The 22,133-nt window shown below is 71.0% G+C and carries 18 protein-coding genes; 7 read left to right on the top strand and 11 right to left on the bottom strand.

Going from position 1 to position 22,133, the window contains the following annotated elements:
- Positions 1-72 precede the first annotated feature (72 nt).
- Positions 73-1,122 carry an alanine racemase gene (locus tag WFJ17_RS07550; RefSeq protein WP_336648078.1) on the bottom strand — a complete coding sequence of 350 codons (1,050 nt, stop codon included), beginning with the start codon at positions 1,120-1,122 and terminating at the stop codon, positions 73-75.
- Complete coding sequence (locus tag WFJ17_RS07545) at positions 1,110-1,832, bottom strand: alanine racemase C-terminal domain-containing protein (RefSeq protein WP_336648077.1); 723 nt, start codon at positions 1,830-1,832, stop codon at positions 1,110-1,112. The genes WFJ17_RS07550 and WFJ17_RS07545 overlap by 13 nt, the downstream gene beginning before the upstream one ends.
- 116 nt (positions 1,833-1,948) lie before the next feature.
- Between WFJ17_RS07545 and WFJ17_RS07540 the strand changes: the two genes are divergently transcribed.
- Positions 1,949-2,971, top strand: a complete 1,023-nt coding sequence (locus WFJ17_RS07540) for a sugar-transfer associated ATP-grasp domain-containing protein (RefSeq protein WP_336648076.1) — start codon at positions 1,949-1,951, stop codon at positions 2,969-2,971.
- A gap of 133 nt (positions 2,972-3,104) precedes the next feature.
- Here WFJ17_RS07540 and WFJ17_RS07535 read toward each other — a convergent pair whose 3' ends face one another.
- From WFJ17_RS07535 to WFJ17_RS07525, 3 genes are all read right to left on the bottom strand, one after another.
- Positions 3,105-3,809: a coenzyme F420-0:L-glutamate ligase gene (locus WFJ17_RS07535; RefSeq protein WP_251439528.1), complete on the bottom strand. Its 705-nt coding sequence runs from the start codon at positions 3,807-3,809 to the stop codon at positions 3,105-3,107.
- On the bottom strand, positions 3,806-5,047 hold the full coding sequence (locus WFJ17_RS07530; protein WP_251439526.1) for an RNA polymerase sigma factor: 1,242 nt from the start codon (positions 5,045-5,047) through the stop codon (positions 3,806-3,808). The genes WFJ17_RS07535 and WFJ17_RS07530 overlap by 4 nt, the downstream gene beginning before the upstream one ends.
- A 224-nt stretch (positions 5,048-5,271) precedes the next feature.
- Entirely contained in the window at positions 5,272-6,204 is a 933-nt protein-coding gene (locus WFJ17_RS07525) for a proteasome assembly chaperone family protein (protein WP_336648075.1), read from the bottom strand.
- Positions 6,205-6,314: 110 nt separating this feature from the next.
- On the opposite strand from WFJ17_RS07525, the gene WFJ17_RS07520 reads away from it, so the two are divergent.
- The 3 genes from WFJ17_RS07520 (at position 6,315) to sucB (ending at position 10,973) form a co-directional block, all read left to right on the top strand.
- On the top strand, positions 6,315-7,793 hold the full coding sequence (locus tag WFJ17_RS07520) for a leucyl aminopeptidase (RefSeq protein WP_336648074.1): 1,479 nt from the start codon (positions 6,315-6,317) through the stop codon (positions 7,791-7,793).
- Complete coding sequence (gene lpdA, locus WFJ17_RS07515; protein ID WP_251439517.1) at positions 7,790-9,163, top strand: dihydrolipoyl dehydrogenase; 1,374 nt, start codon at positions 7,790-7,792, stop codon at positions 9,161-9,163. Before WFJ17_RS07520 ends, lpdA begins: the two co-directional genes overlap by 4 nt.
- A gap of 97 nt (positions 9,164-9,260) precedes the next feature.
- Entirely contained in the window at positions 9,261-10,973 is a 1,713-nt protein-coding gene (gene sucB / locus WFJ17_RS07510; RefSeq protein WP_336648073.1) for a 2-oxoglutarate dehydrogenase, E2 component, dihydrolipoamide succinyltransferase, read from the top strand.
- Positions 10,974-10,984: 11 nt separating this feature from the next.
- Here sucB and WFJ17_RS07505 read toward each other — a convergent pair whose 3' ends face one another.
- The gene (locus WFJ17_RS07505; RefSeq protein ID WP_336648072.1) at positions 10,985-12,454 is read right to left on the bottom strand and encodes a hypothetical protein; all 1,470 of its coding nucleotides are present in this window, start codon (positions 12,452-12,454) and stop codon (positions 10,985-10,987) included.
- Between the two features lie 157 nt (positions 12,455-12,611).
- Here WFJ17_RS07505 and WFJ17_RS07500 point away from each other — a divergent pair, with 157 nt between their 5' ends.
- Positions 12,612-13,322, top strand: a complete 711-nt coding sequence (locus WFJ17_RS07500) for a DUF4191 domain-containing protein (protein WP_251439514.1) — start codon at positions 12,612-12,614, stop codon at positions 13,320-13,322.
- A gap of 72 nt (positions 13,323-13,394) precedes the next feature.
- Here the strand turns inward: WFJ17_RS07500 and WFJ17_RS07495 are convergent, their stop codons facing one another.
- Positions 13,395-14,591, bottom strand: a complete 1,197-nt coding sequence (locus WFJ17_RS07495; RefSeq protein ID WP_251439513.1) for a RimK family alpha-L-glutamate ligase — start codon at positions 14,589-14,591, stop codon at positions 13,395-13,397.
- 25 nt (positions 14,592-14,616) lie between these two features.
- Between WFJ17_RS07495 and WFJ17_RS07490 the strand changes: the two genes are divergently transcribed.
- The gene (locus WFJ17_RS07490; RefSeq protein WP_251439511.1) at positions 14,617-15,099 is read left to right on the top strand and encodes an ATP-dependent zinc protease family protein; all 483 of its coding nucleotides are present in this window, start codon (positions 14,617-14,619) and stop codon (positions 15,097-15,099) included.
- A 7-nt stretch (positions 15,100-15,106) separates the two neighbouring features.
- Here the strand turns inward: WFJ17_RS07490 and WFJ17_RS07485 are convergent, their stop codons facing one another.
- Positions 15,107-15,535, bottom strand: coding sequence for an RDD family protein (locus tag WFJ17_RS07485; protein ID WP_292880351.1), 429 nt, complete (start codon positions 15,533-15,535; stop codon positions 15,107-15,109).
- A 163-nt stretch (positions 15,536-15,698) separates the two neighbouring features.
- Between WFJ17_RS07485 and glnA the strand changes: the two genes are divergently transcribed.
- Positions 15,699-17,123: a type I glutamate--ammonia ligase gene (gene glnA / locus WFJ17_RS07480; protein ID WP_251439508.1), complete on the top strand. Its 1,425-nt coding sequence runs from the start codon at positions 15,699-15,701 to the stop codon at positions 17,121-17,123.
- Between the two features lie 101 nt (positions 17,124-17,224).
- On the opposite strand, the gene WFJ17_RS07475 is transcribed toward glnA, so the two are convergent.
- The 3 genes from WFJ17_RS07475 to WFJ17_RS07465 all read right to left on the bottom strand — a co-directional run bounded on the left by WFJ17_RS07475 (position 17,225) and on the right by WFJ17_RS07465 (position 22,132).
- Positions 17,225-18,073: a transposase gene (locus WFJ17_RS07475; protein WP_336648071.1), complete on the bottom strand. Its 849-nt coding sequence runs from the start codon at positions 18,071-18,073 to the stop codon at positions 17,225-17,227.
- Positions 18,074-18,179: 106 nt separating this feature from the next.
- Complete coding sequence (locus tag WFJ17_RS07470; protein WP_336648070.1) at positions 18,180-19,103, bottom strand: diacylglycerol/lipid kinase family protein; 924 nt, start codon at positions 19,101-19,103, stop codon at positions 18,180-18,182.
- A 47-nt stretch (positions 19,104-19,150) separates the two neighbouring features.
- Positions 19,151-22,132 (bottom strand): bifunctional [glutamine synthetase] adenylyltransferase/[glutamine synthetase]-adenylyl-L-tyrosine phosphorylase, encoded by a 2,982-nt coding sequence (locus WFJ17_RS07465; protein ID WP_336648069.1) that lies wholly within the window; start codon positions 22,130-22,132, stop codon positions 19,151-19,153.
- Between the last annotated feature and the right edge of the window lies 1 nt (position 22,133).

The raw sequence follows: 22,133 nt of genomic DNA, 5'->3' as shown, positions 1-22,133 counted from the left end.
GACGACCGGCCGCGGATGCACAGAAGCGCCCGGTGTCACCCGACATCGGGCGTTTTCGTCGCTCGGGCCGGTTCAGCGGTACTCGCGGCGCACGCTCGGCGTGAGACGGCAGAGGATCTCCTCGCCCACGGTCCCGACGGCTTCGGCCAGGGTCGTGGGCGACTCCTCGCCGCATCGTCCCCGCCCGAAGACGACGACCTCGTCGCCCACGCTCGCTCCCTGCCACGCCTCGACGCGCATCTCGTCGATCCCCACGGACCTGAGCTCCCGCGCGCCGCCGGGGGTGCCGACCCGCACCCGACGGGCGAGGGTGCTGGGCAGCCCGTCGAACGATCCGGCGCCGATGACGACCTCGTCGTCCTCGATCCGCCGTACCGGGGCCACGAGCTCGGCCGCCGGGGCGATTCCGGGCAGGTCGGGGCCGTCCGCAGACCGCACGCCGAAGCAGAACGCCCCGACGCGCACGAGCGTGCCGCGCAGCTCCGGGCGCTCCCAGGTCGCCGCGGACGCCGTCAGGTGCTGATACGGCAACTGTGCGCCGAGCGTCTCCGCCCGGGTCACCGCCGCGAGGAATCGCGCCTGCGCGGCGTCGTCCTCCGCGTCGCTGGCCTCCGCGAGGTGGCTCCAGGCGCCGACGAGGTCGATCATCCCGCGGTGCTGGGCGTCCAGCGCGATGCGGACGCCGTCGTCCCACTCCGCGGCGGACAGGCCGTTGCGGTGCAGCCCTGTGTCGATCTTGAGGTGGATCCGCGCGCGGAACCCCGTCGCATCCGCCTGCACGATCACGCGCTCGAGATACTCGACGCTGCCCACACCGAGGTCGACGTGCGCGTGCAGCGCCGCGGCGATCTCCTCGTCGGACGAGGTCACCCAGGCGAAGAGCCGCGGCTGCGGGCCGACTGCTGCGCGCAGCTGGACGGCGGTCGGAATGTCATAGGTGCCGAGCCAGCCCACTCCGGCATCCACAGCCACCCGCGAGGCCCAGTCGGCGCCGAGGCCGTAGCCGTCGTCTTTGACGACCATCATCAGTTCGGCAGGGGTGACCCGGGCCTGCACCGCGGCGATGTTCGCCCGCAGCACGGCCTCGTCGGCGCGCAGCACCGGTCCGTTCAGTCCAGCCACACGCGCTCCGTCCGCTGTCCGAGCACGGCGGCGAGCTCGCCCGGGGTCATCCCCGTGATCCGCGCCCACTCGGCGAGTCCGGCGGCGAGAGGGCCGCGGCCCCCGAAGAAGATCGCGGCTGCTCCGGGAAGCACCTCGGCGGCGCCGATGTCGACCACGCACACGTCCATCGCGATCCGGCCGACGATCGGGTGCACGACGCCGTCGATCTCGACCGACGCGCGGCTCCCGAGGGCCCGCACGACGCCCTGGGCGTAGCCGCCCGTGACGAGGGCCAGACGCGAATCGACGGGGGCCCGATGGATGTAGCCGTAGGACACCCCGGAGCCCGCGGCGATGTCCTTCGTGGACAGGACGCGGCCGACCGCGCTCATCGCCGGCTCGCCCGCCACGGTGGCGGACGCGTCCGGAAGGCCGTAGAACAGCGCCGGATCCAGGTCGGGCCGGCGCTCGCAGGTGGCGACGATCCCCTCGGCGGCGAGCAGAGCGACCTCGTCGGCTCCGTCCACGCGCACCGCGTCGACGCCGGCGCGCTGCGCGATCCGGGCGGTCTCGAGCAGCCCGTGTCCCCAGGCGTCCCTGCGCAGATCGGCGACCCCCGCGCCTGCCGCGGCGACGGCCCTCGCCGCGGCCTCCGCGAGGGCCGAGCGCGACACCACCGCTCGCAGCATCGCGCTCCGCGAATCGGAGGCGGGGAGCAGTGCGGTCACCGTCCCAGCCTAGCGGCGCGGCGCGACCGCCCCTCCGCGGCGAGGGCTCGTCCCGGGAGTCTCGGAGCATCGCCGCCTAGAATGGACCGGTTCCCGATCCTCGACCCGGAGTACGCATGCCCTCGAACGGCCTCGGCCTCAAGTCCCGTCTCGGCTATCTCGCCGAGCGCGCCCGTCGCATCAATGTCGGCTCGGTGATCGAGCGCGCCAAGGAGGCGTCCGCGCAGCACGGCAAGGCCGTCCCCGCCGTGGTGGTGGACATGCTGTGGTCCGCCGGCCGCCACAACGTCGGGTTCCAGGACTACATCGACTACGACTTCGCGATCCTCAACCGCGCGGAGCGCGCCACCTACATGACGCACCCCGTGTCGAACCAGATCTCGGAGCGCTACGCGCATCCCGACTTCCGGCACCTCTTCCACGACAAGATCGAGTTCGACGAGAAGTTCTCGGACTTCCTCCGCCGCGAGTGGATGGTCGTGAAGCCCGGCAACGCGGATGAACTGCGCGACTTCGTGCAGCGCCAGGGCACCGTCATCGTGAAGACGCCGATGGGCCAGGCCGGCTCCGGCGTGTTCCGCTATCACGCCGCCGACGTCTCCGACTGGGATGCGTTCCATGCAGACCTGCTGGGCCAGGGCCGCCTGCTCGTCGAAGAGGTCATCCGCCAGCACCCCGATCTCGCCGCCGTCTGCCCCGGCACGGTCAACACGACCCGGGTGACCGCGTTCTTCGACGGCGAGAAGACCCACATCCTCGCGATGGCGCAGAAGTTCGGCCGCGGCGAGGTCAGCGACCAGATGTCGTTCGGCGGCTTCTACACGATGCTGGACGACGACGGCCACGCGGTGAGCGCCGGCTACGACTCCCACGGGCACGTGCACGAGCTGCACCCCGACTCGGGCTTCCGCATCGCCGACTTCCAGCTGCCGCTCACCGACGAGGTCAAGGCGTTCGTCGACCAGGTGGCCCGCGTCGTGCCGCAGGTGCAGTACGTCGGCTGGGACATCGTCGTCGGCCCGGACGGCCCCGTGCTCGTCGAGGGCAATTGGGGCGCCGGCGTCTACGAGAACAAGCCGAGCGTCTCGGGCATCCGCACCGGCCACAAGCCGCGCTACCAGGCCGCCATCAAGTTCTGAGCTGCATCTCCCCGGGGTCGTCAGCGAGGACGAGCGCAGCGAGACCGAGACGAAACGCGGCTTCCCGCAGAAGAAACCGCGTTTCGTCTCGCTCCGACTTCGTCGGTGCTCGCTCAACGACCCCGGCGAGCAGTCAGGCCGGGCGGATGATGCCCATCGGCGTCGACTCCGTGCCCTGACCGAGGGGGTTGTCCTTGAGGATCGCAACGAGGCCCTTCTCCGCGGGCTTGTCGAGCGTGGACCCGAGGATGTTGCCGCCGAGGTCGTTGATGTCGACCACGGCGACATCGCAGACGCCGCCGATCAGCCGCTGCATCTCGTGCGCGACCTCGCGCGGGCGCGCGGGTCCCAGCACGACCGAGCGGTCGTACGGCGGCATGGTGCCCTCGGTCGGTCCGTCGATCGCGCGCGCCTTCTCACCGGCGATGCGGTAGAAGTCGCCGCGGCGCCCGAACGCCTTGGTCACGGCCGACACCGCCGCCGCGAGCAGGATCCGGGGCGTGCCGCACTCGCGCAGCGCCATCTCCATGGTCTCGGGCATGCCGAGACCGATGCCGTAGGGCGTGCGCGTGACGTACTTCGACAGGAAGAACGCCAGCTTGCGCGGCTGGATCTCCTCGAGCAGGAACGAACGACCCTGGGTGATGCCGACGATCTTCTCGGTGATGAAGAGGATGTCGCCCTTCTGCACCTCGCCCGCGGCGTACTCGGTGACGATGTCGGCGAGCACGTCGCCGGGCATGACCACCTTCGTGCGGATCGGGATCCGCTGCCAGCGCGCCCCCTCGACCGAGATCTCGAGGTTCTTGCCGTCGTTGGGCCTCGCCTCCGCGCTCACTCGAGGTAGTCCCGCAGCGACTGCGACCGGCTCGGGTGGCGCAGCTTCGCCATCGTCTTGGACTCGATCTGGCGGATCCGCTCGCGGGTCACGCCGAAGGTGTCGCCGATCTGGTCGAGCGTCTTCGGCTGACCGTCTCCGAGGCCGAAGCGCATGCGGATCACGCCAGCCTCGCGCTCGGAGAGCGAGTCCAGCAGCTGCTCGAGCTGGCGCTGCAGCATCGTGAAGCCGACGGCGTCGGCCGGGACGACCGCCTCGGTGTCCTCGATCAGGTCGCCGAACTCGCTGTCGCCGTCCTCGCCGAGCGGGGTGTGCAGCGAGATCGGCTCGCGGCCGTACTTCTGCACCTCGATGACCTTCTCCGGGGTCATGTCGAGCTCACGGCTCAGCTCCTCCGGAGTGGGTTCGCGACCGAGGTCCTGCAGCATCTGACGCTGCACCCGGGCGAGCTTGTTGATGACCTCGACCATGTGCACCGGGATGCGGATCGTGCGGGCCTGGTCGGCCATCGCGCGGGTGATCGCCTGACGGATCCACCAGGTCGCGTAGGTCGAGAACTTGAAGCCCTTGGTGTAGTCGAACTTCTCGACCGCACGGATGAGACCGAGGTTTCCCTCCTGGATGAGGTCCAGGAACTGCATGCCGCGGCCCGTGTAGCGCTTGGCGAGGGAGACCACCAGGCGCAGGTTGGCCCCGAGCAGGTGGCTCTTGGCCCGCTGGCCGTCACGGGCGACCCACTGCAGGTCGAGCCCGAGCTGGCCGGTCTTCTCCGCCGGCGACATGGTCGACAGCTTCTCCTCGGCGAACAGGCCGGCCTCGATACGCATCGCGAGCTCGACCTCTTCGGCCGCGTTCAGCAGCGCGACCTTTCCGATCTGCTTCAGGTAGTCCTTGACCGGGTCCGCGGTGGCGCCGGTGATCTGGGTCGAGTAGACGGGGACGTCGTCCTCGTCGGTCGAGCTGATCCGGATGGCGCCGGTGGGCAGCGGCTCGGTGAAGGCGGGCTTGGCACCCTCCTCCTCATCGCCGTCGTCCGCCGCGTCGACGGCCGACTCGTCGGAGGTGGCCTCGTCGACAGCGTCCTTCTTCGCCTTGGCGGTCTTCTTCGCGGCCGGCTTCTTCGCCGCCGCCGTGGTCGGGGCGGCCTGCTCCGCGGCGTCGGCGGCGGTGGCCGCGACCTCCTCGGGCTCGGTGGCCTCGTTCTTCGTCCGGGTGTTCTTCTTCGTGGCAGTCGTCACGTCTCGCCTCTCACCGGGGCGCTGCGCGGGCGCCCTGTGTTCGCTCAGCCTTTCGGCTTGATCGGCCTGTGCCGTTTCGGGCACTAGTAAGACCCTTGTCAAGTCCCCGACCTTGCGGAGGGTCTTGACAACGGGTCGTCAGATAAGTATCGCACACTCTGCCGTGGACGAGGCCGGATCCTGCCGGAGAGCCGGATCCTCCCGGGAACCTCCCGGGGAGGAGATCAGATCCGGCCGTTCTTGTCCTCGTCACCGGGGCGCGACGCCAGGAAGCGCTCGAGCTCGGCCGCCAGCTCGTCGGCGCTGGGAAGGGATCGCTCGTCGAACCCGGAGGGGCCCTCGTCCTCGAAGTCCAGCCCGGCCATGTACGCGTCGTACCGGTGCTCCAGGGTGCTGACCATCTGGCCGAGCTCCTCGTTGTCGCGGACCTGCTCGTCCACGCGCTCCAGGTACGAGACGCGCTTCTCCCGTAGATCGTCCGTCAGCAGCACGAGGCCCGTGGCCGCCATGACCTTCTCCGCCGCGGTCAGCACCGCGTCGGGGTACTCGGTGTCGGCGAGGTAGTGCGGGATCAGCAGCACGAAGCTCGCGACGCTCCGCTCGGCGCGCACGAAACGGTGCTCGAGCAGATGTCCCGCCGTCCCCGGCACCTGGGTGCGGGGGCGCCACACCGAATGGGCCGCGGTCAGCTCTGCGCGGTTGCCGCTGACCGTCACCCCGATCGGCCGCGTGTGCGGAACCGGCATGGCGATCGCGTGCACCCACGTGACCGTGGACACCTCATGCTCCGCCGCGAAGTCCAGCACGACGTCGGCGAACGCGTTCCAGGCGAAGTCCGGCTCGTACCCGGCCAGCAGCAGGAAGGGGCGGCCGAGGGCGTCGTGCGCGATCGAGAGCTCGAGCCGTGCCGGGGTGAGATCGGCGATGTGGTCCTGGTCGAAAGTCAGCACCGGACGCCGCGCGCGATAGTCCAGCAGCGCATCGTTGTCGAAGACCAGGACGGGCTCCGGAGCCGTCGTCTCGCCGAGGTGGTCGATCAGCCCGGAGACCGCCGATCCCGCGTCGGTGAACCCGGTCAGCAGGATGACCAGAGGCAGGCCGGACGGCACACCGCCGGAGCGGGCGACGCGTTCGTGGATCTCTCCGGAGATGGGCATGCCTCCATGCTACGAGCCCCCTCGCGCCGCGGATCCGCAGAGCGCTGAGAGCGAACACACGTGCGGCGCATCCGCTCCGGCCGCCCCCGTCCGAATCTAGGATGGAGGCCATGACGTCACCTGCGCTCGAGCTCTCCACAGGCGCTCCGGCGGACACGAACGCGGATGCGCTCGTGCTCGTCGTCGCCGGTCTCACGGACACCCCGGAAGACCTGTCCCCCTTCTCCTCCACGCACGCGGCGCTGACCGCCATCGGCTTCACGGGGAAGGCAGGTGTCGTCGCGAGGATCCCTGCACCCGAGGTCGCCGAGGTCCCGGTCGCGGTGGTGAGCGCCGGCTCGTCGCCGGACGCGAACGCCGTGCGCGAGGCCGCGGGCGCCGCGCTTCGCACGCTCACCGGGTTCGACCGGGTGGAGGTGCGTCTCAGCGACGCCGTCTCCGGCTTCGCCGTGGCCGCCGCCGAGGGCGCGCTGCTCGGCGGCTACCGCTTCGACGACTACCGGTCGGGCGAGCAGCCCCGGCGGGCGGGCGTCGTGGTGCTGCGCGCCGACCTCTCCCCCGAAGAGATCGCGCATGCGAAGGCGCTCGCCGACGCGGTCGCCCTCACGCGGGACCTGGTGACCACTCCGGCCGAGTGGCTCGGGCCGGAGGATCTCGCCGCGCGCGCCGCGGAAGCGGTGGCCGACCTGCCGGTCGAGGTCGAGATCCTCGACGAGACGGCGCTCGCCGCGGGCGGTTTCGGCGGCATCCTCGGCGTGGGCCAGGGTTCGGCCCGCCCGCCGCGTCTCGTCCGTCTGGACTACTCCCCCGCCGACGCCACCGGACACATCGCACTGGTGGGCAAGGGCATCACCTTCGACACGGGCGGTCTCTCGCTCAAGCCGCCGGCCAGCATGGTCGGCATGAAGACGGACATGGCGGGCGCCGCGAGCATCCTCGCCGCGACCCAGGCGGTCGCCTCGCTCGGCCTTCCGATCCGGGTCACCGCCTGGCTGTGCATCGCGGACAACATGCCCTCGGGATCCGCGATCCGCCCGGGCGACGTGCTGCGCTTCGCGGACGGACAGACCGTGGAAGTGCTCAACACCGACGCCGAGGGCCGCCTGGTCCTGGCCGACGGCCTCGTCGCCGCGAGCCGGGAGAACCCGGACGTGATCCTCGACGTGGCGACGCTCACCGGCGCGATCATCGTCGCCCTCGGCATGCGGCACACCGGCGTCTTCGGCGACGACACGACGGTGCAGGAGGTCCTCGCCGCGGCATCCGCAACGGGCGAGGCGGCCTGGCCGATGCCGCTCCCCGAGCACATGGAGGACGAGCTGAAGTCGCCGATCGCCGACCTCGTGAACGCCAAGATCGGCGATCCCGCGGGAGGGGCGCTCTTCGCGGGGCTGTTCCTTCGGCGGATGGTCGGACGCGCCTCGGACGAGGCGGACGCCCCGCGGATCCCCTGGGCCCATCTCGACATCGCGGGTTCGTCCGAGCACAAGGGCGCCCCGTACGGCTTCATCGAGAAGGGGGCAACCGGCGCGATCGTGCGCACTCTGATCGCCTTCGCCGAGAAGCGAGCGAACGGAGGCAGGGCATGACCGCGCACAGCTTCGACGTCGTGATCCTCGGCGGCGGCAGCGGCGGCTACGCAGCCGCCCTCCGCGCCGCGGAGCTCGGCAAGTCGGTCGCCCTGATCGAGAAGGACAAGGTGGGCGGCACCTGCCTGCACCGCGGGTGCATCCCCACCAAGGCGCTGCTGCACTCCGCCGAGGTGGCGGAGAACGTCCGTGACGCCGCGAAGTACGGCGTGGGCGCCGCGTTCGAGGGCATCGATCCAGCAGGCGTCCGCGCCTATCGCGAGGGCATCGTCGCCAAGAAGTTCAAGGGCCTCGAGGGCCTCATCAAGGCCCGGGGCATCACGGTCGTGAGCGGATCCGGAACCCTGCGCCCCGATCGCTCGGTGGCCGTCGGCGAGGACGTCTACAGCGGCGCGGACGTCGTCCTCGCCACGGGCTCGTACAGCCGCAGCCTGCCCGGCCTGGAGATCGGCGGGCGCATCCTCACCAGCGAGCAGGCGCTCGCGCTCGAGGAGGTCCCGCAGCGCGTGGTCATCCTCGGCGGCGGAGTCATCGGTGTCGAGTTCGCGAGCGTCTGGCGTTCGTTCGGCGCGGAGGTCACGATCGTCGAGGCGCTGGAGCATCTCGCACCGAACGAGGACATCGCGCTCAGCAAGGGCCTGGAGCGCGCGTTCCGCCGCCGCGGCATCGCGTACTCGCTGGGCGTGCGGTTCGCGAGCGCGACCCAGACGGCCGACGGCGTCACGGTCACGCTGGAGAACGGGACGACCTACGACGCCGACTACCTGCTCGTGGCCGTGGGCCGCGGACCGGCGACCTCGGGTCTCGGCTTCGAGGAGGCGGGGATCGAGATGGATCGCGGCTTCGTGCTGACGGATCCGGAGCTGCGCACGAATGTCGCGCACGTCTGGGCGGTCGGGGACATCGTGCCCGGCCTCCAGCTCGCGCACCGCGGGTTCCTGCAGGGCATCGCCGTCGCCGAGCGCATCGCCGGCCTCGCGCCCGCCGTCATCCCCGACTCGCAGGTGCCCCGCGTCACCTACTGCAGCCCGGAGGTCGCGTCCGTGGGGATCACCGAAGCCGCCGCGATCGAGGCGCACGGCGCCGAGCGCGTCGCGTCCTACGAGTACAACCTCGCAGGCAACGGCAAGAGCGAGATCATCGGCACCGGCGGCCTGGTCAAGGTCGTGCGGCTCAAGGACGGCCCCGTGCTCGGCGTGCACCTGCTCGGCGACCGCGTCGGCGAGCTCATCACCGAGGGCCAGCTCGCCGTGAGCTGGGAGGCCCACCCCGAGGACATCGCGCCCCTGATCCATGCGCACCCGACGCAGAGCGAGGCCCTCGGCGAGGCGTTCCTCGCGCTCGCGGGCAAGCCACTTCACGCATTGTGAAACTTTTCTTGCGCATGGTGGAAATCAATGCTGGGCTGAACACCCGGTTGCCCACTAAGCTGAACACCATCACGAACTTCCTTAAGGAGACTCCGTCATGAGCACACCTGTGGTCCTTCCCGCCCTCGGCGAGAGCGTCACCGAGGGCACTGTGACCCGTTGGCTCAAGCAGGTCGGCGACACCGTCCAGGCCGACGAGGGACTGCTCGAGATCTCGACCGACAAGGTCGACACCGAGATCCCCTCGCCCGTCAGCGGTGTGATCGAGGAGATCCTCGTCGCCGAGGACGACACGGTCGAGATCGGCGCCATCCTCGCGCGCATCGGCGACGGCTCTGGCGCTGCCGCGCCTGCCGCCCCGGCCGCTGAGGCCGCTGCCCCTGCTGCCGAGGCCGCTGCCCCCGCCGCCGAGGCGCCGGCCGCCGCTCCGGCCGCTGCCCCTGCTGCGGCACCCGCCGCATCGTCTGACGCGACCGATGTCCGCCTGCCCGAGCTGGGCGAGAGCGTCACCGAGGGCACCGTCACCCGCTGGCTGAAGCAGGTCGGCGACGACGTCGCGGTGGACGAGCCGCTGCTGGAGATCTCCACCGACAAGGTCGACACCGAGATCCCCTCGCCCGTCGCCGGCACCCTCCAGGAGATCCTGGCCGCCGAGGACGAGACCATCGCCGTCGGTGCGGTGCTCGCACGCATCGGCAGCGGCGCCCCCGCCGCTGCGGCTCCGGCTCCCGCCGAGGCCCCGGCTCCGGCTGCTGCTCCGGCTCCCGCCGCCGCCCCGGCTCCGGCTGAGGCTCCGGCTCCGGCGGCTGCCCCGGCTGCAGCCGCTGCCGCTCCGGCCCCGGCCGCCGCTCCGGCCCCGGCCGCCGCTCCGGCCCCGGCCGCGGCTCCCGTCGCCGATTCCGGTTCCGACTCGCTGTACGTCACCCCGCTGGTGCGCCGCCTCGCCGCCGAGAAGGGCGTCGACCTGGCGACCATCGCCGGCACCGGCGTCGGCGGCCGCATCCGCAAGGAGGACGTGCTCAACGCCGCGTCCGCTCCGGCGGCGAAGGCACCGGCTGCGGTGGCCGCCGCTCCGAAGGAGCGCGTGATCTCGCCGCTGCGCGGTACGACGCAGCCGATGTCCCGCCTGCGCAAGGTGCTGGCGGAGCGGGCGGTCGCGTCCATGCAGCAGACCGCGCAGCTCACCACCGTGGTCGAGGTGGACGTCACCAAGCTCGCCGCGTACCGCGACGAGGTCAAGGGCTCCTTCCAGCAGAAGACCGGTGACAAGCTGTCGTTCCTGCCGTTCTTCGCCCTGGCCGCGGCCGAGGCGCTCCAGGAGTTCCCGATCGTGAACTCGACGGTCGACGGCACGGACATCGTGTACCCCGCCTCGGAGAACATCTCCATCGCGGTGGACACCGAGCGCGGCCTGCTCACCCCGGTGCTGCGCGACGCGGGTTCCAAGAACATTGCCCAGATCGCCCACGAGATCGCCGACCTCGCTGCCCGTACGCGCGACAACAAGCTGAAGCCCGACGAGCTCGCCGGCGGCACGTTCACCCTGACCAACACCGGTTCGCGTGGCGCGCTGTTCGACACCCCCGTCGTCTTCCTGCCCCAGTCCGCGATTCTCGGCACCGGCATCGTGGTGAAGCGGCCCGGTGTCGTGACCGTCGATGGCCAGCAGGCGATCGCGATCCGCTCCTACGTGTACCTCGCGCTGTCCTACGACCACCGCACGATCGACGGCGCGGATGCCGCGCGCTTCCTCTCGTCGGTGAAGGCGCGCCTGGAGGCGGCCGACTTCGCCGCGCAGCTCGGAGCCTGATCCGCACGGATTCACGAGGCACCGCTCTCATCGGATGGCGGATCCGCGATGTCGTACACATCACGGATCCGCCATTCGGCGTCTCGGCGGATGATCACGACCATCTGACCGCCCTCCCCCGAGCCGCTCCGCAGCGCGGCGAGGTCGCCGTAGTCCTCGATCAGCGAGAGCGACCCGCCCGGATCGCGCACCGGCTTGATCGCGCCGGGACCGTCGTTCCAGAGATCCCCGCAGGCGGGCATCGGCGCCGCCTGACAGCGGAGCACGCCCGCGACGAGCTCCTGCCCCGCGCGTTCCGGATCCGGATCTGCGGAGGGTCCGAGGGGACGCGGATTCTCCGGGGCGGTGGAAGCCGGCACGGGAACGACCGAGTCAGAGCCCGGCAGGTCTGTTCCGGGTCCGGACACCGCCGCCGACTCCCGCGGCGTCGCATCGGCCGCCCCGGCGCTGCCGCTGCCGGTCGGCCAGAGCGCACCGCCGACGGCGATCACCGCCGCGACCGAGGCGGCGACCGTCGCCGGCCCGACCCATCGCCGACGCCGCACGGGCGCTTCTGCCCCGGCCCGCTGCCGTCGCCCGGCGGAGGTCCGCCCGGCGAGTCGCGCCGACAGCCCGGCCATGGCTCGCCGCCCCGCCTCGATCACCCGCGCCGGAGTCGTGAGCAATGCCGTCGTCGCGCCCGCGGAGCGCGGAACCGTCCCGCGCCGACTCCCTTCCCGGACACGTCTTCGCGGGTCGCGAGCGAGCCGCAGATCGCGGCGGCGGGGAGGCAGACCCTCTCGGCGCCGCGCCGCGTCCACGGCGTCCCGTGCATCCGTGAGGTCGCCCTCGATGATGCGCAGTGTGCGCGGTGCCGCGATCTCCAACAGCTCCTCCTCCCAGCGCCCGGCCTCGGCGCGCAGACGTCGCGGATCCTGCGCCGCATCGGCGAGACGGAGCAGCAGGCGACGCAGCGCCCGGTCATCCACCGCGCGCTCCAGGTCGCTCAGCAGCCGCCGAGCGGATGCCCACGGCGATTCCTCCTCGGTCTCGGCGGACGGGGCGATCGCGAACACCGGACGCCCCTCGTCCGTCAGCCACCATCGTCCCCGAGGCTCCGGGGCTTCCCCGGCGTCTCCGGGCATCAGCTCGACCGCGCCGCGCAGGATGCTGACCGCGAGCGTCACGGCCTCGCCCCGTGTCACTCCCTCGGCCTCTCCCGCACTCCGGAGCGCCAGCTGGCTGCTGACGGAACGGACGCACCACGGCAGCAGCACGTCGTGACCATCGGGCCGCAGCACGATGTCCAGCGGCGCCACGACGTGCTCCGCGCCCGCGAGCGCCCACCCGGGCCAGCCCCGCAGCCGTTCCGCCGGCACGCGGACGGCCATCCCCTCTTTGCGCGGGACGAGGGCGCCCGGGAACGGCCCTTCGTTCTCACCGAGTACCCGGATCGTGCGGTGCGCCCCCGCCACGGCGGTGCCCATGCTGCGTTCGGTCATGCCCCCATTCGACCTCGGCGGCATTCTCCGCGGATCCGGCCGCCCGCGAACTGTGCGCTGAACGCTCCGCATCCCCTCTGTGCAGGACGATCGTGTTCGCCCAGCGCGTTCGCCCGCGCGCCGTCATGGAGCCCGCGGAATCGGTAGGCTGGAAGGCATGGCAAAAAGTCCCTCCGCGACGGAGAAGCAGCCCGGCTTCTTCTCCCAGCTGCGTTCGCTCTTCCGCTTCACCCGGGAGATCTACCCGTGGCTGCCCTGGGCCCAGATCGCGATCCTGGTGGCCGGCATCCTCATCGGCGTCATCGTCGGCTATCTGATCCCCCCGTTCCAGATCTGGAGCGTCGTGCTGTGGGGCGTCACCGGCCTGCTCGCGGGCGTGCTCGGCGCCATGTTCCTGATGACCCGTCTCTCGACGACGGCGATGTACCGCAAGATCGACGGCATGCCGGGCGCCGCAGGGCACGTGCTCAGCACGTCGCTCGGCCGCAGCTGGCAGGGCTCCGAGATGCCGGTGGGGGTCAACCCCAAGTCGCAGGACGCGGTGTACCGCGCCATCGGACGAGGCGGGATCGTCGTGGTCGCCGAGGGCGCACGCGGTCGTCTCACCCGTCTCGTCAAGGACGAGAAGACCAAGGCGATGCGTGTCGCGCAGGGCGTGCCCGTCAACGTGTTCTACGTCGGCCACGGCGAGGACGACGTCTCGATCGACAAGCTCGCCAAGACCATCAAGAAGCTTCCCAAGGCCATCGACAACGCGACGATGGCCGCCGTGATCAAGCGCATGGAGTCGGTGTCGCAGTCGGTCGCCTCGCTGCCGATCCCGAAGGGCATCGACCCGCTCAAGACGCGCGCACCGCGTCCGCGCTGAGCACGGAACGTCCGAGCGCCCGGCCCCGCTTCCCGCGGGCGCCGGGCGCTTCGTCGTGAGGGGGGCGTCCGCTCAGTTCGCCGAATCGGGCAGATGCTCCTTCGGGAGCTTCCGCACCTTCGCCCTGCGGCGTCGGCGCTCGGGGATCATCGACCGCATCTCATCGAGCTTGCCGAAGCAGAGGAGACGGTCCTCGTCCTCCAGCACGACATGCTTGCGGGGGTTGGGGATCACGGTGACGCCGCGATGCAGCGTGAGCACGGTGATGTCGCGGTCCCACAGCCCCAGCTCGCCGAGCTGCTTGCCCACCTGTTCGGCGCCCGCATGGATCACGAGCTCGGCGACGCCGTAGCCCGTCGACACGCTGAGGCGCTGACGCACGTCGATCTCGGGGAAGTTCACCTGGTTCGCGATGAAGTCGATGATGGCGCCGGCGACGTCGAGGCTGGTCGCCGCCTCGATGCCCTGGAGCCCCGGAGAGGAGTTGACCTCCATGACGAGGGGACCGTCCTCGCCCTCCAGCATGTCCACGCCGGCGACGCGCAGCCCCATGATCTGGGCTGCCCGCACGGCCGTCTGCTCATAGACGGGGTCGAGCTGCACGGCCTCCACCGTCCCGCCCCGATGGACGTTCGAGCGGAACTCGTCGCCGTTGGCCACCCGCCGCATCGCGGCGACGACGCGGTCGCCGACGACGAGGGCGCGGATGTCCCGGCCGCGGCTCTCCGCGATGAACTTCTGGATCAGCACGTTCTGCTTCGTCGAGTGCAGGGTCTCGATGATCGCCTCGGCGACCTTCACCTGCGGCGCGAGGATCACCCCGATCCCCTGGGTGCCCTCGAGGAGCTTGATGACGACCGGGGCACCGCCGACCCGCTCGATCGCAGGGCGCACATCGGCCCGGTTGCGCACGAACGCCGTGGGCGGCATCGCGATGTTATGGCGGGAGAGGATCTGGTTCGCCCGCAGCTTGTCGCGCGCGCTCGAGATGCCGTTCGCCGTGTTCGGCGTGTAGACGTCCATCTGCTCGAACTGGCGCACGACGGCCGTGCCGAAGTAGGTGATGGAGTTGCCGATGCGGGGCAGGATCGCGTCGTAGTCGCTCAGGCGCCGCCCGCGGAAATGCAGGTCCGGTTCATCCGCGGTGAGGTCGATCGCGAAGCGCAGGGTGTTCAGCACCTTGATCTGATGACCGCGCTGGATCGCGGCGGCACGGAGGCGCTGGGTGGAGTAGGACTGCGGGGCGCGCGAGAGCACGGCGAGCTTCACGGTGATTTCCTGCCAGGATGTGTGTGTGGACCGACCTACTCATTCAAGCACCCTTATCGGGTGGCGGGAGTGGGTCTCCCTGCCCGACGTCGGGATCCCGTGGATCAAGGCGAAGGTCGACACCGGGGCACGCAGCTCGTCGCTGCACGCGCAGCACATCCGCGAGTTCGAACGCGACGGTGCTGCCTGGGTGCGCTTCGACGTGCGCCCGTGGCAGGGCGCCCATGAGCTCGTTCCCGTGGAGCTCCCCGTGTTCGACCGCCGGGACGTGCGCTCGTCGTCCGGACATGCGCAGAGCCGGCTCGTCGTGCTGCTCGATCTGATCCTCGTCGATCGGAGGGTCACCGCCGAAGTGACCCTGAGCAACCGCAGCGAGATGGGCTTCCGGATGCTGATCGGGCGGGAGGCGCTGCGTCAGGGCTTCACGATCGACCCGGCACGGTCCTTCCTGGGCGGCAAGGCGCCCAAGACCTACCGCCGCCTGAATCGCGGCCACGCCGCGGTCTGAGCCGGTCTCAGGCGCGGATCAGGACGGTTCCGACCGCCTTGTCGTGCAGTCCCCGCTGATCCGCGTCGAAGATGACGGCCGGAATCACGAAGACCAGCAGGACCGTGCGAACGATGGGGCGCCACAGCCCCACCCAGCCGCCGTGCAGCATCACGAGCCGCATCCCGACGATGCGATGGCCCGGGCTCCCTCCGATCGTCGGGATGAAGACGATCTGCAGCACGGCGAAGACGATCATCGGCGCGAACTGACTGAGTCCCGCCTCCTTCGGCAGCGCCCACTGCTGGAATCCGAGATACGCCGTGGCGATGATCGTCGCGGCGGCGTAGTCGATGAACAGCGCGGCGATCCGACGCCCGAGACGACCGACGCTGCCGGGTCCGGTCTCCGGGAGGCCGAGTCGTTCGCCGGGGTAGCTCTGCGCGGTGTCGGACATCCCTCCAGCCTAGGCGAGGCGATGCGGAGCACCCGACGCGCCGCCGTCGGACCCTCGCCCGGACGTAACACGCCGGAAACATTCCAGACACGGCCGCGTCATCCCTCGCCCGTAACCTGCTTGCAGGTCGCTCGACCGCACCCGTTCCTCCAGGAGTTGATGCATGTTCACCACCCCCGCCGACGTGCTCGCGTACATCCGCGACAACGACGTCAAGTTCCTCGACATCCGCTTCACCGACCTGCCCGGCGTGCAGCAGCACTTCAACATCCCGGCTGCGACGGTCGACGAGGACTTCTTCGCCAACGGCCAGCTCTTCGACGGCTCCTCGATCCGCGGCTTCGCGTCGATCCACGAGTCCGACATGCAGCTCATCCCCGACGTGACCACCGCGTACGTGGACCCGTTCCGCGAGGCGAGCACCATCGTCATGGTGTTCGACATCTACAACCCGCGCACCGGCGAGATCTACAGCAAGGACCCGCGTCAGGTGGCGAAGAAGGCCGAGAAGTACCTCGCCTCGACCGGCATCGCCGACACCGCGTACTTCGCCCCCGAGGCCGAGTTCTACATCTTCGACGACGTGCGCTACTCCGTCACCGCCGGTGAGAGCTTCTACAAGGTCGACTCCGAGGAGGCCGCGTGGAACAGCGGCCGCGAGGAGGAGGGCGGCAACCTCGGCAACAAGACGCCGTTCAAGGGCGGCTACTTCCCGGTCGCGCCGGTCGACAAGACCGCGGACCTGCGCGACGACATCACGCTGCGCCTGATCGACTCCGGCTTCCACCTCGAGCGCTCGCACCACGAGGTCGGCACCGCCGGTCAGCAGGAGATCAACTACCGCTTCGACACCATGGTGCACGCGGCCGACGACATCCTGAAGTTCAAGTACATCGTCAAGAACACGGCCGAGGAGTGGGGCAAGACGGTCACGTTCATGCCGAAGCCGCTGTTCGGCGACAACGGCTCCGGCATGCACACGCACCAGTCGCTGTGGCTCGACGGCAAGCCGCTGTTCTTCGACGAGAACGGCTACGGCCAGCTCAGCGACACGGCGCGCTGGTACATCGGCGGCCTGCTCAAGCATGCGCACGCGGTGCTCGCCTTCACCAACCCGACCCTGAACAGCTACCACCGCCTGGTGAAGCACTTCGAGGCGCCGGTCAACCTGGCCTACTCCGCGGGCAACCGCTCCGCCGCGATCCGCATCCCGCTCACGGGCTCGAACCCGAAGGCCAAGCGCATCGAGTTCCGCGTGCCGGACGCATCGGGCAACCCGTACCTCGCCTTCGCCGCGCAGCTCATGGCGGGCCTCGACGGCATCCGCAACCGCATCGAGCCGCTCGAGCCGATCGACAAGGACCTCTACGAGCTCCCGCCCGAGGAGGCCAAGAACATCCCGCAGGTGCCGAACTCCCTGCTGGACTCGCTCGAGGCGCTGCGCGCCGACCACGCCTTCCTCCTCGAGGGCGGCGTGTTCACCGAGGAGCTCATCGAGACCTGGATCTCCTACAAGTACAACAACGAGATCCTGCCGATGGCACAGCGCCCGCACCCGTACGAGTACGAGCTCTACTACGGCGTGTAAGCAGATTCCGCGGTTCTCCTGGGCTGGTCCGCAGGAGAACCGCAGTTCCGAAGAACCCGTCTCAGCGTCCCCCGGCTGAGGCGGGTACTTCGTTCCTCCGTTCAGCCGGCCGGGCGCGCGTCCGATGCCGCGCGCGCCGCCGCGACGATCTGTTCCCGGCGCGCGAGCTCCGCCGCCGCCCGCCTCTCCTCCGCTTCGGCGCCCGCGACCGCCATCGCCGCTGCCTGCGCGCTCTCCCGCACGGCGCTGAGCTCGCCCTCGAGCTCGGCGATGCGCGCGGCGAGCTGAGCGCCGCGGCGCGATGCATCCTGGACGGCCCGCTCGGCCGCAGCGTGATCGCGTTCGGCCGTGGCGCGCTCTCGCTCGTTCTGCCGCAGCGTATGCTCCGCCCGACGACGCGCCCTCAGGGCGGCCAGGTCGTCGTCGGGTCGCGTCGCTGCCACCGGCGCGTCCGCGACGTCGCCGGCGATCACCGTGGACGGATCGACGGGCGTGCCGTCGCCGTCGAGCTCGCTCAGGAGTCTTCCCGAGGCGACGGCGGCTGCCGCGCCCGGGTCGAAGAACGCCGCCGAGAGGGTCCGCTGCACCGCGTCGAGCGTCCCGGCGCTGATGCGTCCCCCGCGGGCGCGCGCGAGCTCTGCCGCGTCCTCGGCGAGCCGCGCCGTGAGCGCGCGCCGGTCCCGGCCCAGCTTCGCGAGCGCCGGCGCGTCGAGCTCGGCCTGTGCTTCGCGCAGCGCGGCGGCGAGCTGGAGCGCGTCCTGCAACTGCGGCGCGCGCTCCTGCGCGAAGAGGTTCACGGCCCAGGCCGCGGTGGTCGGCTTGCGCAGTGCGCGGATCCGCGCCGCGAGGTGCGCGTCCCGCGCCTCCTTCGCACGGGCATCCCGCGCGGACACGAAGTCACCGGGCGCGCAGGAGAGGAGTTCCGCCGCGATGCTGTCGAACTCGGTCACAGTGCGATGTTCGTCCCCGGAGCGCAGACATGCAAACCCCGGTCTCGCTGGCGGGGGCGCGCGGTGTCTCCGCCCAGGTCTCGGTGAAGAGACGGGCTCTCGGAACTCAGGCCCGGACCAGCAGGACGCCCGGCCGGATCGCCGCGGTGAAGGCGCGCACCGTTCCGTGCTGTTCGCCGTCGATCTGGAACGGCTGCGCCTCCTCCAGTTCGACCCTGACCCGTCGGCCCGACGCGTGGCGCATCACATCCGTGCTCATGGTCTCCCCACCGAGCAGACGTCGCAGTCCGTTGTCCCAGACCAGGGTGCGCACGGTCTCGAACCAGTCCGCGACGCCGTCCGCGCTGACCAGCAGAAGATCCAGCACGCCGTCGTCGGGTGCGGCATCGGGAAGCAGCGTGATCCCGCCCTGGATCATGCCGCAGTTGCCGATCAGGAGCGTGTGGAGCTGCGCGCGATCCTCCGGCTCGTCGTCGAGGGAGAGCGAGGCGCGCACCAGCTCGGTCCCGGCCGCCGCCGCGCCGAGCGCCTTCACATAGGCGAGCCAACCCGCCTTCGCCTTGAGCTCGTCGTCCGTCTCCTCCAGCATGCGCGCGTCGAGTCCGAGGCCGGCCATCACCACGAACATGTGCTCGCCCGGGTCGTCGCCGTCGGTGATCTCGATCGTTCCCACATCGATCCGGCGCGGCTCCGCGGCCAGGGCGTGCGCGACCGCGGCCTGTGTGCTGTCCAGGGGCACGCCGAGATTCCGGGCGAGCAGGTTTCCGGTGCCGTGCGGCAGGATCCCCAGTGCGCTGTCGGTTCCGGCGACGACGGCGGCGACCGCGCGTACGGTGCCGTCGCCCCCTGCGGCGAGGATGAGCTCGCAGCCGGCGTCGACCGCGTCCTGCGCCATGGCACGCCCCGGGTCGTCCTCCGTGGTCGTGGAGAACCGGATGTCGGCGTCGGGGATGCTCTGCAGGATCGCCGCGCGCACCTCCTCCTCGGACGCGAGCTTCACGGGGTTGCGGACCACGCCGATCTTCGTCATGGTCTCAGCCTGCCCGTTCCGCCGTGCGAATGGTGGATCTCCGCGCGTCAGCCGTAGAACAGCGTCTCGAACACCTTTCTCGCGCGGCGCGTGACGCGGAGGTACTCCTCCTCGACCGCGACCGCCGAGCGATCGGGGTAGCCGAGGATCCGGCCCACTCCGTCGAGCTCTCGCGGATCCGCCGGCAGGACGTCCTTGGTCTGGCCGGTCAGCAGCGTCATCGCGGAGCGCAGCCGGCTCGACAACCGCCATGCCTCGCGCAACCGCTCCCCCGCCTCCTCCGGTACGAAGCCGGCACCGACAGCGACGTCGAGGGCCGCCAGGGTCGAGGTGGTGCGCAGCGCGGGTACCGCGTGGGCGTGCTCCAGCTGGACGATCTGGATCAGCCACTCCACGTCGCTCAGCGTGCCGGGCCCGAGCTTCAGATGGCGACGCGGATCGACCCCCTGCGGCAGGCGCTCCCCCTCCACACGCGCCTTGATGCGCTTGATCTCCCGCAGCGAGTTCACATCCAGCGCCTCGGGATAGCGCACGCCGTCCGCGAGGGACGTGAAGCGCTCGATGAGCTTGTGGCTGCCGGCCACCCCCCTGGCCCTCAGCAGCGCCTGCGCCTCCCAGGACAGCGACCAGCGCCGGTAGTACTCCGCGTACGCGTCGAGGCTGCGCACCAGCGGACCGTTGCGGCCCTCCGGGCGCAGATCCGCGTCCAGTTCCAGAGGCAGACGATGATCGGTCAGGTGCTCGCGCAGGCCGGCGACCATGCGCGCCGCGAGCTGCTGCGCGCGCTGGGGCTCGATCCCGTTCGCGTCGTAGACGAACAGCACGTCCGCATCCGACCCGAATCCCAGTTCCGCGCCCCCGAAGCGCCCCATCGCGATCACCGAGAAATCGAGCGCGTCGTCCTCCGCCGGCACCGCGTCGCGCCGCACAGCGCGCAGTGCCGCCTGGATCGTGGCCTCCGTGATCGCGGTGAGGGCGGCGGCGACATCGTCGATCGTGAGCACGTCCAGCACCGCACCCATCGCAGTCCGCAGCAGTTCGCGCCGTCGTAGGGCCCGCACCGACCGCATCGCGTCGAGGATCGTCTCGTGCCGGGTCTGGATCGCCCTGGCCTCCTCGTCCAGCGCCCGGCCGGGCCGGGGCCGCAGCTGCTCCGTGCTCTCCAGCCAGGCGACGGACTCCGGGATCCACTCCATCAACTCGCCGATGTAGCGGGACGTGGACAGCACCCGGGTGAGCCGCTCCGCAGCGCCGGACGAATCCCGCAGCATCCGCAGGAACCACGGGGTGTCCCCCAGGCGCTCGCTGATCCTCCGGAACGCGATGAGGCCGTAATCGGGATCGGTGCCGTCGGCGAACCAGCGCACCATGACGGGCATCAGGTGCCGCTGGATCGTCGCCTTGCGGCTGAGGCCGGTGGTCAGCGCGCCGATGTGCCGCAGGGCGCCGGCGGGGTCGCGGAAGCCGATGGCCGCGAGGCGGTCGTGGGCCTGGTCGGTGGAGAGCGTGCGCTCCTCCTCCGGCAGCGAGGCGACCGCGCTCAGCAGCGGCCGGTAGAACAGGCGCGTGTGCAGGTCGCGGACCTCGCGGCGCACGTCCTCCCAGACCCGCCGGATGCCGTCCGCGGTCTCCGCGAGACCGGTCGCGCGCCCGAGCACGCGGAGCGCCTCCTCCTCGCGCGGGACGAGATGCGTCCGCTGCATCTCGCGGAGCTGCAGACGATGCTCGATGAGACGCAGCACACGGTAGTCGCGCCCGAACAGCGCGGCCTCCGCACGGCCGATGTAGCCGCCGAGGACGAGCGCATCCAGGGACTCGAGAGTGCCCCGGGTGCGGATCTCGGGATCCGTGAGCCCGTGCACCAGCTGGAGCAGCTGCACGGTGAACTCGATGTCACGGAGGCCTCCCGGCCCGAGCTTCAGCTGGTAGGGGACGTCTTCCGGAGCGATGTGCTCGGTGACCCGCTCGCGCATGCGCTGAACGCTGCCGACGAAGTCCTCCCGCGCCGCGCTCGACCACACCTTGGGCTGCACCGCGGCGAGATACTCACGGCCGAGATCGGCGTCACCGGCGATCGCGCGCGCCTTCAGCAGGGCTTGGAACTCCCAGCTCTTCGCCCAGCGATCGTAATAGGCCACGTGCGAGGAGAGCGAACGCACGAGCGCTCCTTGCTTGCCCTCGGGACGCAGCGCCGCATCGACCTCCCACAGCGGCGGTTCCGCCTCGATGCCCGAGATCGCCTGCATCGTGCTGCGGGCAAGCCTCGTGGCGATGTCGAAGGCCTTGGACTCGTCCAGCCGTTCCTCGTCCTCCGTGCCGGCGACGTAGATCACGTCGACGTCGCTGACGTAGTTCAGCTCGCGGGCCCCCGTCTTGCCCATGCCGATGATGGCCAGCCGGGTGAGGGCCACGTCACGGCGCGCATCCTCCGATGCTCCCGCGACCTCTGCTCGGGCGACCGCGAGAGCTGCCTCGAGCGCGGCCGACGCCGCGTCCGCGAGGGCCGACGCGACCGGGGCGACGGCGTCGACCGGATCCGGCGCCGCCAGATCCCAGACCGCGATCCGCACCACGGCGCGCCGGTAGGCGACACGCAGACGCACGCGCGCCGCCGCGTCCGCCGTCGCGGCGAACCCGTCGTCGGCGCCGACGGATGCGAGCATCTCGGCGCCGAGCTCCTGAGCGGTCGGCAGCGCGGGCCGGTCCTCCTGAAGCACGACGAGCTCTGCCGGCCGGCGTTCGAAGAACCGCCCGAGTCCGGGCGAGGCGCCGAAAACGGTCCAGGCCCGGGTGCGGGCGCCCTCGTCGGAGAGCACGGCCACCACCGCCGCCGGGTCACGGCGCGCGACCCGGATGAGGCCCGCGAGGGCCTCGTCCGGGTCCGCGCTGCGCAGTCCCTCGATCAGCGCCGCGGGCGAAGCGCCGGACAGCTCGGACAGCTCACGCAGTCCCGCCGCCGCTTCCGACAGTTCGACGAAGCCGAGCCGTGCGAGAGCGGAGAGGGAGAGCGAATCGTCGAATCGGGGCACG

It is taken from the genome of Microbacterium sp. MMO-10, from assembly GCF_037148715.1.
Taxonomy (GTDB): domain Bacteria; phylum Actinomycetota; class Actinomycetes; order Actinomycetales; family Microbacteriaceae; genus Microbacterium.
The sequence above is the reverse complement of the archived record's forward strand: the minus strand, read 5'-3'. Positions and strand labels throughout refer to the sequence as shown.

Bases quoted from the DNA above. Each gene is read 5' to 3' on its own strand.
- WFJ17_RS07540 (WP_336648076.1), top strand. From the start codon at position 1,949: ATGCCCTCGAACGGCCTCGGCCTCAAGTCCCGTCTCGGCTATCTCGCC.
- WFJ17_RS07525 (WP_336648075.1), bottom strand. From the start codon at position 6,204: ATGCCCATCTCCGGAGAGATCCACGAACGCGTCGCCCGCTCCGGCGGT.
- WFJ17_RS07520 (WP_336648074.1), top strand. From the start codon at position 6,315: ATGACGTCACCTGCGCTCGAGCTCTCCACAGGCGCTCCGGCGGACACG.
- lpdA (WP_251439517.1), top strand. From the start codon at position 7,790: ATGACCGCGCACAGCTTCGACGTCGTGATCCTCGGCGGCGGCAGCGGC.
- sucB (WP_336648073.1), top strand. From the start codon at position 9,261: ATGAGCACACCTGTGGTCCTTCCCGCCCTCGGCGAGAGCGTCACCGAG.
- WFJ17_RS07505 (WP_336648072.1), bottom strand. From the start codon at position 12,454: ATGACCGAACGCAGCATGGGCACCGCCGTGGCGGGGGCGCACCGCACG.
- WFJ17_RS07500 (WP_251439514.1), top strand. From the start codon at position 12,612: ATGGCAAAAAGTCCCTCCGCGACGGAGAAGCAGCCCGGCTTCTTCTCC.
- WFJ17_RS07485 (WP_292880351.1), bottom strand. From the start codon at position 15,535: ATGTCCGACACCGCGCAGAGCTACCCCGGCGAACGACTCGGCCTCCCG.
- glnA (WP_251439508.1), top strand. From the start codon at position 15,699: ATGTTCACCACCCCCGCCGACGTGCTCGCGTACATCCGCGACAACGAC.
- WFJ17_RS07470 (WP_336648070.1), bottom strand. From the start codon at position 19,103: ATGACGAAGATCGGCGTGGTCCGCAACCCCGTGAAGCTCGCGTCCGAG.